This is a genomic window from Streptomyces sp. NPDC047002 (genome assembly GCF_040704505.1).
In the GTDB taxonomy this organism is placed as follows: Bacteria; Actinomycetota; Actinomycetes; order Streptomycetales; family Streptomycetaceae; genus Streptomyces.
In genome coordinates, this window is the sequence record NZ_JBEYWC010000028.1 from 44,807 (window position 1) to 60,024 (window position 15,218).

Annotated in this window: 13 protein-coding genes; 3 read left to right on the plus strand and 10 right to left on the minus strand. The window is 72.3% G+C overall.

Annotated features, from left to right (window positions below; genetic code table 11):
• Positions 1–100: 100 nt before the first annotated feature.
• The 5 genes from ruvX to rpsD all read right to left on the minus strand — a co-directional run bounded on the left by ruvX (position 101) and on the right by rpsD (position 4,902).
• A complete protein-coding gene (ruvX, locus tag AB0910_RS23480; protein WP_366746589.1) occupies positions 101–565 on the minus strand; it encodes a Holliday junction resolvase RuvX in 465 nt (154 codons plus the stop codon).
• Positions 562–3,231, minus strand: coding sequence for an alanine--tRNA ligase (alaS, locus tag AB0910_RS23485; protein ID WP_366746590.1), 2,670 nt, complete (start codon positions 3,229–3,231; stop codon positions 562–564). The genes ruvX and alaS overlap by 4 nt, the downstream gene beginning before the upstream one ends.
• Positions 3,231–3,608 (minus strand): hypothetical protein, encoded by a 378-nt coding sequence (locus AB0910_RS23490; RefSeq protein ID WP_366746591.1) that lies wholly within the window; start codon positions 3,606–3,608, stop codon positions 3,231–3,233. Before AB0910_RS23490 ends, alaS begins: the two co-directional genes overlap by 1 nt.
• A 7-nt stretch (positions 3,609–3,615) precedes the next feature.
• Positions 3,616–4,047: a DUF948 domain-containing protein gene (locus tag AB0910_RS23495; RefSeq protein ID WP_366746592.1), complete on the minus strand. Its 432-nt coding sequence runs from the start codon at positions 4,045–4,047 to the stop codon at positions 3,616–3,618.
• A 240-nt stretch (positions 4,048–4,287) separates the two neighbouring features.
• Complete coding sequence (gene rpsD / locus AB0910_RS23500; protein WP_225014964.1) at positions 4,288–4,902, minus strand: 30S ribosomal protein S4; 615 nt, start codon at positions 4,900–4,902, stop codon at positions 4,288–4,290.
• A gap of 218 nt (positions 4,903–5,120) precedes the next feature.
• On the opposite strand from rpsD, the gene AB0910_RS23505 reads away from it, so the two are divergent.
• Positions 5,121–5,813, plus strand: a complete 693-nt coding sequence (locus AB0910_RS23505) for a DUF2470 domain-containing protein (RefSeq protein ID WP_366746593.1) — start codon at positions 5,121–5,123, stop codon at positions 5,811–5,813.
• Positions 5,814–5,871: 58 nt separating this feature from the next.
• Here AB0910_RS23505 and AB0910_RS23510 read toward each other — a convergent pair whose 3' ends face one another.
• From AB0910_RS23510 to AB0910_RS23525, 4 genes are all read right to left on the minus strand, one after another.
• Positions 5,872–7,224 (minus strand): replication-associated recombination protein A, encoded by a 1,353-nt coding sequence (locus AB0910_RS23510; RefSeq protein ID WP_366746594.1) that lies wholly within the window; start codon positions 7,222–7,224, stop codon positions 5,872–5,874.
• Between the two features lie 54 nt (positions 7,225–7,278).
• Positions 7,279–7,914 (minus strand): vitamin K epoxide reductase family protein, encoded by a 636-nt coding sequence (locus AB0910_RS23515; RefSeq protein WP_366746595.1) that lies wholly within the window; start codon positions 7,912–7,914, stop codon positions 7,279–7,281.
• Between the two features lie 145 nt (positions 7,915–8,059).
• Complete coding sequence (gene hisS / locus AB0910_RS23520) at positions 8,060–9,328, minus strand: histidine--tRNA ligase (protein ID WP_366746596.1); 1,269 nt, start codon at positions 9,326–9,328, stop codon at positions 8,060–8,062.
• 14 nt (positions 9,329–9,342) lie between these two features.
• The gene (locus tag AB0910_RS23525; RefSeq protein WP_366746597.1) at positions 9,343–10,068 is read right to left on the minus strand and encodes an MBL fold metallo-hydrolase; all 726 of its coding nucleotides are present in this window, start codon (positions 10,066–10,068) and stop codon (positions 9,343–9,345) included.
• Between the two features lie 232 nt (positions 10,069–10,300).
• Here AB0910_RS23525 and AB0910_RS23530 point away from each other — a divergent pair, with 232 nt between their 5' ends.
• Positions 10,301–11,110, plus strand: coding sequence for a peptidylprolyl isomerase (locus AB0910_RS23530; protein ID WP_366746598.1), 810 nt, complete (start codon positions 10,301–10,303; stop codon positions 11,108–11,110).
• Between the two features lie 162 nt (positions 11,111–11,272).
• Positions 11,273–12,502 carry a DUF349 domain-containing protein gene (locus AB0910_RS23535; RefSeq protein WP_366746599.1) on the plus strand — a complete coding sequence of 410 codons (1,230 nt, stop codon included), beginning with the start codon at positions 11,273–11,275 and terminating at the stop codon, positions 12,500–12,502.
• A gap of 134 nt (positions 12,503–12,636) precedes the next feature.
• On the opposite strand, the gene AB0910_RS23540 is transcribed toward AB0910_RS23535, so the two are convergent.
• The gene (locus tag AB0910_RS23540) at positions 12,637–15,150 is read right to left on the minus strand and encodes a RelA/SpoT family protein (protein WP_366746600.1); all 2,514 of its coding nucleotides are present in this window, start codon (positions 15,148–15,150) and stop codon (positions 12,637–12,639) included.
• Positions 15,151–15,218 lie beyond the last annotated feature (68 nt).

The following is a 15,218-nucleotide window of genomic DNA, read 5'->3' on the forward strand; positions in this document are numbered from 1 at the left end:
GGTCGGCCGTGCGCCGAAGCGCCGCGGCCGCGCCGCCTCTTTCTTGTGCGGCAGCTGTTCGAATCGCCGTCGCATCGCGCGGAACGTTACCGTACCGCGATCAGCCGGCCGCTTCGACGGGTTCGCCCGGGGCAGCGCCCGAGGTGCGCTCGGTCTCCAGCGCGCTCTGGAGGATGACGACGGCCGCCGCCTGGTCGATGACGGAGCGGCCCTTGCGCGAGGTGACGCCCGAGGCCCGCAGGCCGCCCGCCGCCGTGACGGTCGACATGCGCTCGTCGACCAGCCGCACGGGCACGGGGGCGACGCCGCGAGCGACCTCGCGGGCGAAGGCGCGCACCTTGGCGGCCGCGGGGCCCTCGCCGCCGCGGAGCGAGCGCGGCAGCCCGACCAGCACCTCCAGCGGCTCGTACTCCTCGACCAGGGCCCGCAGGCGCCGGTGGGCGGCCGGGACGTCGCGTCCCTGCACGGTCTCCACCGGCGTCGCGAGGATGCCGTCGGGATCGCTGGACGCGACCCCGATCCTGGCGTCCCCCACGTCGATCGCGAGACGGCGTCCGCGCCTCACGAGCCCTCGGCCACGAGCCGCTCGACGGCGGCGATCGCCTCGGCGACCGCGCTCGCGTCCTGCCCGCCGCCCTGGGCGACGTCCGGCTTTCCGCCGCCTCCGCCGCCGAGGGTCCTGGCCGCGGCGCGGACCAGGTCGCCGGCCTTGAAACCGCGCTCGCGCGCGGCCTCGTTGGTGGCGATGACCGTCAGCGGACGGCCGCCCGCCGTGGTGAACAGGGCGACGACGGCGGGCCGGGCGGCCGGGATGCGGCCCCGCACGTCGAGCACGAGGCGGCGCAGGTCGTCCGCCGAGGTGCCGTCGGGGACCTGGCCGGTGACCAGGGCGGTGCCGTGCACGTCCTTGGCGCCGTCGGCGAGCCCACCCGCAGCGGCGAGCACCTTCTCGGCACGGAACTTCTCGATCTCCTTCTCGGCGTCCCTGAGCTTGCCGAGCATGCCGGAGACCCGCTCGGGGAGCTCGTCGGGGCGTGCGCCCTTGAGCAGCTCCGTGAGCTGCGCGACGACGGTGTGCTCCCTGGCGAGGAAGCTGTACGCGTCGACGCCGACGAGGGCCTCGATGCGGCGCACGCCCGAGCCGATGGACGACTCGCCGAGCAGCTTCACCAGGCCGAGCTGGGCGGTGTTGTGCACGTGGGTGCCGCCGCACAGCTCCTTGGAGTAGTCGCCGATCGTCACGACGCGCACGCGCTCGCCGTACTTCTCGCCGAACTCGGCGATGGCGCCCTGCTTCTTGGCGTCGTCGATGCCCATCACCTCGGCCTGGACGTCCAGGTCGCGGGCGAGCACCTCGTTGATCTTCTGCTCGACGTCGGTGAGGACGGTGCCGGGCACGGCCGCGGGCGAGCCGAAGTCGAAGCGGAAGCGTCCCGGGCTGTTCTCGGAGCCCGCCTGCGCGGCGGTCGGGCCGAGGGCGTCGCGCAGCGCCTGGTGGGTGAGGTGGGTGGCGCTGTGGGCGCGTGCGATGGCCCTGCGCCTGTGGGTGTCGATGGCGGCGAAGGCGGCGGCTCCCACCGTCACCTCGCCGACCTGCACGCTCCCCTTGTGCACGTAGACGCCGGGCACCGGCTGCTGGACGTCGCGCACCTCCACGACGGCGCCGCTGTCGAGCCTGATGCGGCCCTGGTCGGCGAGCTGGCCGCCGCCCTCGGCGTAGAACGGGGTGCGGTCGAGGACGACCTCGACCTCGTCGCCCTCGGATGCGGCGGGCGAGGAGACGCCGTCGACGAGCAGGCCGACGACCCTCGACTCGCCCTCGGTGAGGCTGTAGCCGGTGAAGACCGTGGCGCCGTGGGCGTCGGCCACCTCGCGGTAGGCCCGCATGTCGGCGTGGCCGGACTTCTTGGCCCTCGCATCGGCCTTGGCGCGCTCCCGCTGCTCCTTCATCAGACGGCGGAAGCCGGCCTCGTCCACGGAGAGGCCCTGCTCGGCGGCCATCTCCAGGGTGAGGTCGATCGGGAAGCCCCAGGTGTCGTGGAGCAGGAACGCCTTGTCGCCCGCGAGGACGGCGGAGCCCGCCGCCTTGGTCTCGGTGACGGCGGTGTCGAGGATGTTGGTGCCGGCCTTGAGGGTCTTGAGGAAGGCGGCCTCCTCGGCGAGGGCCACCGTCTCGATGCGCCTGCGCTCGGCCTCGAGCTCGGGGTACTGCTGCCCCATCGTCTTGATGACGGTGTCGACCAGCTCCTGGACCACGGGTCCGGTGGCGCCCAGCAGGCGCATGTTGCGGATGGCGCGGCGCATGATGCGGCGCAGCACGTAGCCGCGGCCCTCGTTGCCGGGGCTGACGCCGTCGCCGATGAGCATCACCGAGGTGCGCATGTGGTCGGAGACGACGCGCAGCGACACGTCGGAGGCGTGGTCGGCGCCGTAGGCGATGCCGGTGAGGTCGGTGGCCTTCTTGATGACGGCCATCGAGGTGTCGATCTCGTACATGTTCTGCACGCCCTGCAGGATCATCGCGAGGCGTTCGAGTCCGAGGCCGGTGTCGATGTTCTGCTGCGGCAGGTCGCCGAGGATCTCGTAGTCCTTGCCGGTGCCCTCGCCGCGGATGTACTGCATGAAGACGAGGTTCCAGATCTCCACGTACCGCTCGTCGTTGACGGCGGGGCCGCCCTCGGCGCCGAACTCGGGGCCGCGGTCGTAGTTGATCTCGGAGCAGGGGCCGCAGGGGCCAGGCACGCCCATGTCCCAGTAGTTGTCCTCCTTGCCGAGCCGCTGGATGCGGTCGGGGGAGACGCCGACGACGTCGCGCCAGATGCGCTCGGCCTCGTCGTCGTCCTCGTAGACCGTGATCCACAGCCGGTCGGCCTCCAGGCCGTAGCCACCCTTGTCCTGGGGGGTGGTGAGCAGCTCCCAGGCGTACTGCGCCGCGCCTTCCTTGAAGTAGTCGCCGAAGGAGAAGTTGCCGCACATCTGGAAGAACGTGCCGTGCCGCGTGGTCTTGCCGACCTCTTCGATGTCGGGGGTGCGCACGCACTTCTGGACGCTGGTGGCGCGGTCGAAGGGCGGCTTGACCTCGCCGAGGAAGTAGGGCTTGAAGGGGACCATGCCGGCGGGGACGAGCAGCAGAGTCGGGTCGTCAGCGATGAGCGACGCCGAAGGGACGACGGTGTGCCCGCGCTCCTCGAAGAAGCTCAGCCAGCGGCGGCGAATTTCAGCCGACTCCATCAGTGGTCCTCATTCCGGTTGTGTTCGTTGGAGGGGTGGGGGGTGCCGGGACCCGCGGCGCGCCGTCCGCGCGCGCTCCCGCCGGCCGGGCGCCCCCGGTCGACGGCCCTGACCAGGCGGGGGTCGGCGGCGGGCAGGGCGCGGTCGTGGGGCGCTTCGATGCCGAGCGCCTCGCCGAGTTCGGCCTCGCGCCTGACCATGCCGGTCCGCACGTCGAGGGCGAAGTCCTTGAGCCGGTGCCCGGCCTCGACCGCGCGGTTCGCGGCCTGCGCCGCGAGGCTCTCGGGGGTGAGCTGCCTGATCTTTCGGTTGACCTTGGTGGTGGCCCACACGCCGGCCGCTGCGCCCGCGGTGAACCAGAACGTACGGCGGAACATCGCTGCGTCAGCCCTTCCTCTTCCTGCGTCGTGCGGCGGGCACCGTGCGGCCGACGAGCACCCCGCGGCGCTCGGGCTCCGGCTCGGGGGCCGCTCCCCTGCGGGACATCGCCTGGCGCACGCCGTAGCCGAACGCGGCGACCTTCACCAGCGGACCGCCGAAGGTGGAGGCGACGGTCGAGGAGAGCGCGGAGGCGTTGGAGGTGACCTCCTGGACGTCGGAGGCGATGGAGTCGACCCGTTCGAGCTGGGTCTGCGCCTCGCGCACCGTCGCCGAGGCGTCCGCGAGCAGCGGGACCGCCTGTTCCGTCACATCCGCCACGAGCTTGGTGGTCGCCTTGAGCGTCTGCGCGAGCCTCACCAGCACCACGGCGAGGAACGACACGAGGATTGCCCAGAACACGGCCACCAGGATCCCGGCAACCTCTCCACCGGTCACACCGCACCGCTTCCTGCTTGGTCACGGACACCCGACGGGGTCCGAAGAGTCGTGCTCCGACCCTATCGCGCCACCGCCCGGCGCCCGAACCGGATTCGGGGGCGCGCGAGGCGCCCGCGGGCGCCTCCAGAGCGGAGGGGGCGGTGCGCGCCGGGGCCGGGTCCCGTACGGCGAAGGCCCGCCCCTCCCGCGCCGGAGCGCGGGGAGCGGGCGGGCCTTGGCGGGTGTACCGCGTCCGGGTCAGCGGGCGTAGTACTCGACGACGAGCTGCTCGTCGCAGATCACGGGGACTTCCTTGCGCTGCGGGTCACGGTCCAGGCGGAACGCCAGGGCCTTCAGGTTGACCTGCAGGTAGCGCGGGGTCTCGCCCTCGGTGTCGTTGCCGCCCTCGCGGGCCACCTGGAAGGGGACCTTGCTGCGGCTGCGCTCGCGGACCATCACGACGTCGTCGGGGCGGACGCGGAACGACGGCTTGTCGACCTTGTGGCCGTTGACCTCGATGTGGCCGTGGACGACCATCTGGCGCGCCTGGTAGATCGTGCGGGCGATGCCGGAGCGCAGGATCAGCGCGTCCAGGCGGCGCTCCAGCTCGATGACCAGGGCCTCGCCCGTCTTGCCCTCGGCCTTGCGCGCGCGGTCGTAGGCGCGCGCCATCTGCCGCTCGCTGATGTCGTACTGCGCGCGCAGGCGCTGCTTCTCCAGCAGACGGACCTTGTAGTCGCTGTTCTGCTTGCGGCCGCGGCCGTGCTCGCCCGGCGGGTAGGGACGGGCCTCGAAGTACTTGACGGCCTTCGGCGTCAGCGCGATACCGAGCGCACGCGACTTCTTGACCTTGGGACGCGACTGGTTAGGCACGTTCTCCAGACCTCCGTTGTAGGTTAGGTTAGGCTCACCTTACTTAAGGAGATCGCATGTCTCGCCCTGGGAACACCACGCGCATCACAGACGGCCCCGACAAGAGGCAGGGCACCGAATCGACGGAGGTCCGATCAGCTCATGGTCAGCCGCGTCCCTGCCACGACCACGGACGAGAGGACGACCGGGACCGGGGCAACGGGCTTGAGATCGCCCGGATGCCGTCAGCAGCCGAGCGCACACGAACTCTCGTACAGAGTACATGCTCCGCGGTGCTGCTCCTGCCGGGTCTCGAACAGGCCCCGCCCTACGCGATGGTGCCCGAGGAACGCGCCGTCGGGCAGGACGGCGAGGTGCTGCTCGTGTTCCCCGAGCGCTCCCCCGCCGTACGGGCCGCCTCCCACGCGCACGACGACGAGCTGGGCGCGGTCCTCGAAGTGACCGACGTCGCCCCCGTCGCCGTCCCCCACCGCATCCGCGGCCGCGCCTGGGTCTCCGGCTGGCTCACCCGCGTGCCCGGCAGGGCCGCGCCCGGCACCGCGACCCTGCGGCTGGAGACCGGCGACGTCTCCGTCGACGACCTGTGGGGCACGGAGGCGGTCGAGGCCGAGGACTTCGCCGCCGCAGCGCCCGACCCGCTCGCGGAGCACGAGGCGGAACTGCTCCAGCACCTGGCCGCCGCGCACGGCTGTGAGGTGCAGCTGCTGCGCGGCCTGCTCGGCGAGCACACCGGCGCCCGGTGGGCCGCCGGCACCGTCGCCGTCCCCCTGGCGCTCGACCGCTTCGGGCTGCGGGTGCGGTTCGTCGGGGTGCGCACCTTCGACGCGCGCTTCGACTTCCCCGAGCCCGTCGACGGGGTCGGCGGGCTGCGCCGGGCCATGCGGACGCTGTTCGAGGCGGCGGCGGGCTGACCGGCGCCGCGGGCGCGCATCCGGCCCGGCCGAGGCCGCCGGGCCGGCCCCCGAGTGGTCAGGCCCCCTCGCCCCGCAGCCGCTCGCGCACCTTCTCCACCACGTCCGCGTACCGCGCCTCGGCGCCGTAGCGCGTCGGGGAGTAGTACGTACGGCCCCGCAGCGCGTCCGGCAGGTACTGCTGGGCCGCGATGGCGCCCGGCACGTCGTGCGGATAGACGTAGCCCTGCGCGTGGCCCAGCTTGGCCGCGCCCTTGTAGTGGCCGTCCCGCAGATGCGGCGGCACCTGCCCGGCCGCGCCCTTCTTCACGTCCTCGAGCGCCGCACCGATCGCGAGCGTCGCCGCGTTCGACTTCGGCGCGAGGGCCAGGGCGATCGTCGCGTGGCTGAGGGTGAGGGCCGCCTCGGGGAAGCCGATCATGGCCACGGCCTGGGCGGCGGCGACCGCGAGCGGCAGCGCCGTCGGGTCGGCGAGGCCGATGTCCTCGCTCGCCGAGATCATCAGCCGCCTGGCGATGAACCGCGGGTCCTCGCCCGCGTCGATCATCCGCGCCAGGTAGTGCAGGGCCGCGTCCACGTCGGAGCCCCTGATCGACTTGATCAGCGCGCTCGCCACGTCGTAGTGCTGGTCGCCGTCCCTGTCGTAGGTGACCGCCGCGCGGTCGACCGTCTCCTCGAGCGTCGCCAGCGAGATCCCGCCCTCGCCCTTGTCCAGCGCGGCGCCCGCCGAGGCCTCGAGCGCGGTCAGCGCGCGCCGGGCGTCGCCGCCCGCGATGCGCAGCAGGTGCGCCTCGGTGTCCTCGGGCAGCTCCACGGCGCCGCCGAGCCCCCGCTCCTCGGTGAGCGCCCGGCGCAGCAGCCCGCGCAGGTCGTCGTCGGTGAGGGGTTCGAGCGTCAGCAGCAGCGAGCGGGAGAGCAGCGGGGAGATCACCGAGAAGTACGGGTTCTCCGTGGTGGCGGCGACCAGGGTCACCCAGCGGTTCTCGACGGCGGGCAGCAGCGAGTCCTGCTGGGCCTTGCTGAAGCGGTGGATCTCGTCGAGGAAGAGGACGGTCTCCCTGCCGTACCCGCCGGAGGCGCGGCGGGCGCCGTCGATGACGGACCTGACCTCCTTGACGCCCGCGGTGATGGCGGAGAGCTCGACGAAGCGCTTGTCGGTGGCGCGGGAGACGACGTACGCGAGGGTGGTCTTGCCGATGCCGGGCGGACCCCAGAGGATCACCGAGGAGGGACCCGCGGGGCCGCTGCCCTCGCCGACCAGGCGCCGCAGGGGGGAGCCCGGCCGCAGCAGATGCTGCTGGCCGACCACCTCGTCCAGGGTGCGCGGGCGCATCCGGACCGCCAGGGGACTGCTGGAAGGGTCTTTCTCCTGGCGGTCTTCCGCCGCTGCGGTAAAGAGGTCGGGCTCCACGCCTGAAAGCCTAAGCCAGGGCGCCGACAGTGCGGCGGGCGGCGGCCCGGCAGGTCAGCTGGTCCAGAAGCTCCACCAGTTCGTGAGGATCAGCAGGCCGATAATGGCGAGGTGCAGGGTCGGCAGGATCCAGGTGAAGTCGGCGAAGAAGGAGCGCAGCCAGCGTGGCGCGGGGATGACGCCGTTGCGCACGTTGTGCGAGAGCGTGTACCAGAACATGATCACCGTGCCGACCCAGGCCAGCATGCACCACAGGCACAGCGCGTGGATGCGGTACAGGGACTGGAACTGGAGCCAGGTCACGAAGCCGACACCGAACAGCGTGCCCGCCTGCAGGCCGAGCCAGTACCACCGCTGGTGCCTTGCGCCCGCCAGGATCGCGAGGCCGATGCCCATGACGACCGGGTAGGTGGCGAGCCCCAGCATCGGGTTGGAGAACCCGAAGACGTGGGCCTGGTCGCTCTTCATGACGTTGCCGCAGGAGATGACCGGGTTGAGGCTGCAGCCGGGCACGAAGCCGGGGTCCTTCAGCAGCTTGAACTCGTCCAGGGTGATCACCCAGGCGGCGAGCAGCCCGGCGGCCCCGGTGAGGACGAGCAGTATTCCGAAGGCACGGCTGCCGGCGATCGGCGCTCCGCCGAGCCGTTTCGTCTCCCCCGTGGAGGAGACGGAGTCCAGCGTGGTGGTCATATCCCTGTCCGGTCGCTAGGAAGGCGGTGTGGGCAGGGCCATTGTGCCGTACGAGTGAGGCCGCGCACCGTTCGGACGGGATAAGCGCGAGCTGTGGGGACCGGCCCGCTGGCCGGGTCCGGTCCCCCTCTCACGCGCCCGTGCGTCAGCCGCGGCCGAGCAGCGCGCGCACCTTGTCGACCACCGCGTCGAGCGCGACGGCGTGCTGCTCGCCCGACTCCATGTCCTTGAGCTGGGCGACGCCCTCCGCGAGGTCGCGCTCGCCGGCGACGAGCGTGTAGCGCGCGCCCGACCTGTCGGCGCTGCGCATCGCGCCCTTGATGCCCTTGCGACCGTAGCCGAAGTCCGCGGCGACGCCCGCCCTGCGCAGCTCGGTGACGACGGAGAACAGCGCCCGGCGCGCCTCGTCGCCCAGCGCCACCGCGAACACGCTGGTGGTGGGCGGCAGTTCGAGGCTGATGCCCTCGGCCTCCAGTGCGAGGACCGTGCGGTCGACGCCGAGCGCCCAGCCGACGGACGGCAGGGCGGGGCCGCCGATCATCTCGGACAGGCCGTCGTAGCGCCCGCCGCCGCCGACCGCGGACTGGGAGCCCAGGCCGTCGTGGACGAACTCGAAGGTGGTGCGGGTGTAGTAGTCGAGACCGCGCACCAGCCGCGGGTCGTCCTCGAAGGCGACGCCCTGCGCGGTCAGCAGCTCCCTGACCTCGTCGTGGTAGGCGCGGCAGGCGTCGCACAGGAAGTCGCGCAGCAGGGGCGCGCCGGTGAGCTGCTGCTGTACCTCGCGCCGCTTGTCGTCGAGGACCCGCAGCGGGTTGATCTCGATGCGGCGGCGGGTCTCCTCGTCGAGGTCGAGCCCGCGCAGGAAGGCCTGGAGCGCCTCGCGGTAGACGGGGCGGCACGCGCGGTCGCCGAGCGAGTTGAGCAGGATGCGGAAGCCGCGCAGCCCGAGCGAGCGGTACGCCTGGTCGGCGAGGATGATCAGCTCGGCGTCGAGCGCCGGGTCCTCAGCGCCGATCGCCTCGGCGCCGACCTGGGAGAAGTGCCGGTAGCGGCCCTTCTGCGGGCGCTCGTAGCGGTAGTACGAGCCCGAGTACCAGAGCTTGACGGGGAGGTTGCCCGCCTTGTGGAGGTTGGCCTCAAGCGCGGCGCGCAGCACGGAGGCGGTGCCCTCGGGGCGCAGCGCGAGCCGGTCGCCGCCCTTGGTCTCGAAGGCGTACATCTCCTTGGTGACGATGTCGGTGGACTCGCCGACACCGCGCGCGAACAGCTCGACGTTCTCGAATCCCGGCGTCTCCGCGTAGCCGTAGCCGGAGCGCCGCAGCGGCTCGGCGAGGGCGTCGCGCACCGCCAGGTACGTGGCGGACGCGGGCGGGAGCAGGTCGTAGGTGCCCTTGGGGGCCTGGAAGGTGCTCATGGGGATCGCTGGGTTCACATTCCTCGTCGCGGTGGCGCGTCCTCGGCGTCCCCGCTCGCGCGGGCGGCTGCCGCCCGGCGGAGGTAGGGGTTGCCCGCGCGCTCCTGGCCGATGGTCGTCTGGGGGCCGTGGCCCGAGAGCACCACGGTCGAGTCGTCGAGCGGCAGGCACACGCGGCCGAGCGACTCGAACAGCTCGTCGGGGTCCCCGCCCGGCAGGTCGGTGCGTCCGACGGAGCCGGCGAACAGCAGGTCGCCGGAGAAGAGGACCGGCGGCACGCCGCCGTCCGCACTCTCCGGCAGCCCGAAGGTCACCGACCCCTTGGTATGGCCGGGGGCGTGCGCGACGGTCAGGTCGAGGCCCGCGAGCCGGAGCGCGGCGCCGTCGGACAGCTCGCGTACGTCGTCGGGCTCCCCCACGGTCAGCTCGCCCATCAGCTGTGCGCCGACCGAGCGGCCGAGGCCCTTCTCGGGGTCGCTCATCATGAAGCGGTCGGCGGGGTGGATCCAGGCGGGCACGCCGTGCGCGCCGCACACCGGCACCACCGAGGCGACATGGTCGATGTGGCCGTGGGTGAGGATGGCCGCGACGGGCTTGAGCCGGTGCTTCGCCACCGTCTCCGCGACGCCCTCGGCGGCGCGGTGGCCGGGGTCGATGATCACGCACTCCTCACCTGCGGCGGGGGCGACCAGATAGCAGTTGGTCCCCCAGGCCCCGGCGGGGAACCCGGCAATGAGCACGATCGTCCTTCATGTCGTCGAGCGGTCGGCGGCGGACGCGCCGCCTGCCGACGGGCGGTCCGCGGGTCGGTACCCGCGGCGGCAGGTCACGGGCGGGCGTCGCGGCAGATCACAGGCAGTGCACAGACCCTACCGGGACCGCGAATTCCACAGCGAACCCATATAGCGTACGGGGTCAGTCCTGCCGGACGGATCCGACATCCGACATCCGAACACCTAGGGAGTAGACCCGGTGGCCAACAACGACCAGCGGCGGCGGCAGCTTGCCAGGGACAAGTTCGAGCGGCAGCAGCGGCGCAGGATGGAGGCGCGCAGGCGCGCCAAGCGCCGCAACGCGGTCATCGCCTCCGTGGTGGGCGCCGTGGTGGTGATCGGCGGTGGCGGCACCGCGTTCGCCGTCATCGGCGGCAAGGACGACGGGAAGAAGGCCGACGCGGCCGCCTCCCCCGCCGCGGCACCGTCCCCTTCGGCCTCGGCGTCGGCCGCGCCCGAGCCGAAGATGACCATCGACAAGACCGCGAAGTACACGATGGACCTGAAGACGAACCGGGGCACCATCGGGATCGCGATGGACGCCGCGAAGACCCCGCACACGGTCAACTCGTTCAAGTACCTCGCGGACAAGAAGTTCTTCGACGGCACCACGTGCCACCGGCTCACCGACGACAGCATCTTCGTGCTCCAGTGCGGCGACCCGACGGGCAAGGGCACGGGCGGCCCCGGATACACGATCCCCGACGAGAACCTCACCGCGCTCGGCAAGCCGGCCGCGGACGGCTCGGTGACGTACAAGGCGGGCACGGTGGCGATGGCCAACACCGGCCAGCCGCACACCGGAGGCAGCCAGTTCTTCCTCGTCTACAAGGACTCCAAGCTGCAGCCGAACTACACGCCGTTCGGCACGATGGACAGCGCGGGGCTGAAGGCCGTGCAGGCCGTGGCGAAGGCGGGGGTCGCGGGCAGCACCGCGAAATCACCGGTCCACGACGGCGCACCCAAGGACGCGGTGACGGTGCAGAAGGCCACCGTCGACAAGCAGTGACCCGCTGTACCGGCCAATGAATTTCGGCCGTGCGGAGTGCGGACAGCCGGGCGGCCGTTCGCCTATGTTGGGCGTTATGCAGGGCGGGCGCTGCCCGCCCCGGGAACCGTGGACGACGCCGGGGGACGCTGGTCCCTCCGGGTGTCAGCTGGAGGAGGCGCTGTGAGCAGCGACCCGTGGGGCCGAGTCGACGAGACGGGCACCGTGTACGTGCGTACGGCCGAGGGGGAAGTGGTCGTCGGGTCCTGGCAGGCGGGATCGCCGGACGAGGCCCTCGCCTACTTCGAGCGCAAGTACGAGGGCCTGGCCGTCGAGATCGGACTCCTTGAGCGCCGGGTGCGGACCACCGACCTGTCGGCGAAGGACGCGACGGCCGCCATCGACCATCTGCGCGCCCAGGTGGACGAGCACCACGCGGTGGGCGACCTGGACGCGCTCGGGAAGCGGCTCGACGCCCTCGTCGCGACGGTGGAGTCCCGCAGGGAGGAGCGCAAGGCGCAGCGCGCCCGGCAGACGGACGAGGCGCGCCGCTCGAAGGAGGCGCTGGTCGCCGAGGCCGAGGAGCTGGCGCAGAGCGACCAGTGGCGGGTCGCGGGCGAGCGGCTGCGGGGCCTCGTGGACACGTGGAAGGGCCTGCCGCGGCTCGACCGCAAGTCCGACGACGAGCTGTGGCACCGCTTCTCGCACGCGCGCTCGGCGTTCTCCAAGCGCCGCAAGGCCCACTTCGCGGCGCTCGACGCGCAGCGCGAGGAGGCCAGGCAGGCCAAGGAGGCACTGGTCGCCGAGGCCGAGGCGCTCTCCGGCTCCACGGACTGGGGCGGCACGTCGGCACGCTACCGCGAGCTGATGACGGCGTGGAAGGCCGCCGGGCGTGCGCAGCGCGAGGCGGAGGACGACCTGTGGAACCGCTTCCGCGGCGCTCAGGACGTGTTCTTCGCGGCGCGCGGCGAGGTGTTCGCCGAGCGGGACGCGGAGCAGGCGGAGAACCTCAAGCTCAAGGAGGAGCTCGCCGAGGAGGCCGAGCGCCTGGTGCCGGTGCGGGACCTGAAGGCGGCGCGGGCCGCGTTCCGCGCGCTCAACGAGCGCTGGGAGGCCATCGGGCATGTGCCGAGGGACGCCCGCCCGAAGGTCGAGGGCCGCATGCAGGCGGTGGAGCGGGCGCTCCAGGAGTCCGAGGAGCGCGAGTGGCGCCGTACGAACCCGGAGGCGCGGGCGCGCGCAGAGGGGCTGACGGGCCAGCTCCAGGCGGCCGTGGACAAGCTGCGCGGCCAGATCGACCAGGCGCGGGCGTCGGGCAACAACGCGCGGGCCGACAAGCTCACCCAGGAGCTCGAAGGCCGCCAGGCCCTGCTCGACCAGGCCCTCAAGGGCCTTGAGGAGTTCGGCGGCTAGCACTGTTCGGCGGCCGGGACTTCGGCGGCCGGCCGGCAGGACGGGCGCAGCACGCCGGGCCCCGCGGAACGCATCCGTTCCGCGGGGCCCTTCGCCGTGTGCCGCCGCCGCGGCGCGCGCCCGTCGGCGGCGCGTCAGGGCCTGCGGGCCGAGGTGACGCGGTAGACGTCGTAGACGCCCTCCACGCCCCGTACGGCCTTCAGGACGTGGCCCAGGTGCTTCGGGTCGCCCATCTCGAAGGTGAAGCGCGAGGTGGCGACGCGGTCACGGGAGGTCTGGACCGCCGCGGACAGGATGTTCACGTGCTGGTCGGACAGGACCCGCGTGACGTCGGAGAGCAGCCGGGACCGATCGAGCGCCTCGACCTGGATCGCGACGAGGAACACCGACGACTGGGTCGGCGCCCACTCGACGTCGAGGATCCGTTCGGGCTGCTGCGAGAGCGAGTCCACGTTGACGCAGTCCGCACGGTGCACCGACACACCGCTCCCCCGCGTCACGAAGCCGATGATCGGGTCACCGGGCACCGGCGTGCAGCAGCGCGCGAGCTTCACCCACACGTCGTCCGTGCCCTTGACGACCACGCCGGGGTCGGCGTTGGAGCGGCGCTTGGCCCTGCTGCGCGCGGGCGGCGCCGTCTCCTCGATGTCCTCGGTGGCCGCCTCCTCGCCGCCGAGCGCCTGCACCAGCTTCTGCACGACGCCCTGCGCGGCGACATGGCCCTCGCCGATCGCCGCGTACAGCGACGAGATGTCCGGGTAGCGCATCTCGTGCGCGAGGGTCACCAGCGAGTCGCCCGTCAGTATCCGCTGGATCGGCAGGTTCTGCTTGCGCATGGCCCGCGCGATGGCGTCCTTGCCCTGCTCGATGGCCTCCTCGCGGCGCTCCTTGGAGAACCAGCCGCGGATCTTGTTGCGGGCCCGCGGTGACTTGACGAAGCCGAGCCAGTCACGAGACGGGCCCGCGCCCGACGCCTTGGAGGTGAAGACCTCCACCAGGTCGCCGTTGTCGAGGGTGGACTCCAGCGGCACCAGGCGGCCGTTGACGCGCGCGCCGATGGTGCGGTGCCCGACCTCCGTGTGCACGGCGTACGCGAAGTCGACGGGCGTCGCGCCCGCCGGCAGCGCTATCACGTCGCCCTTCGGGGTGAAGACGAAGACCTCGTTGCGCGACAGGTCGAAGCGCAGGGACTCAAGGAACTCGCTCGGGTCCTCCGTCTCCTTCTGCCAGTCGAGCAGCTGCCGCAGCCACGCCATGTCGTTGACGGTGTCCTGGCCGCCCTTGCCGGAGGCCCGCGGCACGTCCGTGCGGACCTTGGACGCGCCCGCGACGGCGTCCTGCTTGTACTTCCAGTGCGCCGCGATGCCGTACTCGGCGCGCCGGTGCATGTCGAAGGTGCGGATCTGGAGCTCGACGGGCTTGCCGCTCGGCCCGATGACCGTCGTGTGCAGCGACTGGTACATGTTGAACTTGGGCATCGCCACATAGTCCTTGAACCGCCCCGGTACCGGATTCCACCGGGCGTGGACGGTGCCGAGCGCCGCGTAGCAGTCGCGCACGGTGTCGACCAGGACGCGGATGCCGACCAGATCGTAGATCTCGGCGAAGTCGCGGCCGCGGACGATCATCTTCTGGTACACGCTGTAGTAGTGCTTGGGGCGGCCGGTGACGGTCGCCTTGATACGGGCGGCCCGCAGGTCGGCCTGGACCTCGTCGGTCACTATGGCCAGGTACTCGTCGCGCTTGGGCGCCCGCTCGGCGACGAGCCGGACGATCTCGTCGTACATCTTCGGGTAGAGGATCGCGAAGGCGAGGTCCTCCAGCTCCCACTTGATGGTGTTCATGCCGAGCCGGTGGGCGAGCGGCGCGTAGATCTCCAGCGTCTCGCGGGCCTTCTTCTCCTGCTTGTCCCGCTTGAGGAAGCGCATGGTGCGCATGTTGTGCAGCCGGTCGGCGAGCTTGATCACCAGGACGCGCGGGTCCCTGGCCATCGCGACGACCATCTTGCGCACGGTCTCGGCCTGCGCGGCCTCGCCGAACTTGACCTTGTCCAGCTTGGTGACGCCGTCGACCAGAGCGGCGACCTGGTCGCCGAAGTCCTGGCGCAGCGTGTCGAGGCCGTACTCGGTGTCCTCGACGGTGTCGTGCAGCAGCCCCGCCATCAGGGTGGCCGGATCCATGCCCAGCTCGGCCAGGATGGTGGTGACGGCGAGGGGGTGGGTGATGTACGGGTCGCCGCTCTTGCGCTTCTGGCCGCGGTGCCAGCGCTCCGCGACCTGGTAGGCGCGCTCGATCTGGCGCAGCGTGGCCGTCTCGATCTTGGGGTCGTTGCCCCGCACGGTCCGCAGCAGCGGTTCGAGCACCGGGTTGTACGGTGACGAGCGCTGCACGCCGAGGCGCGCGAGCCTGGCCCTCACCCGGTTGGACGAGCCGGAGCGCTGCGGGGTGGCGGGAAGCGGCTTGGGCGCCGTGGGCGGCGTGTGGTTCGGCCGGGCGGGCGCGTCGCCGGCGTCCGGCTGCGCGTCGGAGCCGCGCGGGACCGGCCCGGCGTCGCCCGCTCGGGCCTGCTGCTGCGTCTGGGGCTCCGCCTGGGCCCGGTCGGCGTGCGGCTCGGGCGTGGCGGCCAGTGGCTTGGCCTCGTCTGGCAAGAGGGCTCCTCGTGCGGATCTGGGACCACCCGTTCAGCCCCGGAAAGGTCCATGGTAGCGATCCCGGC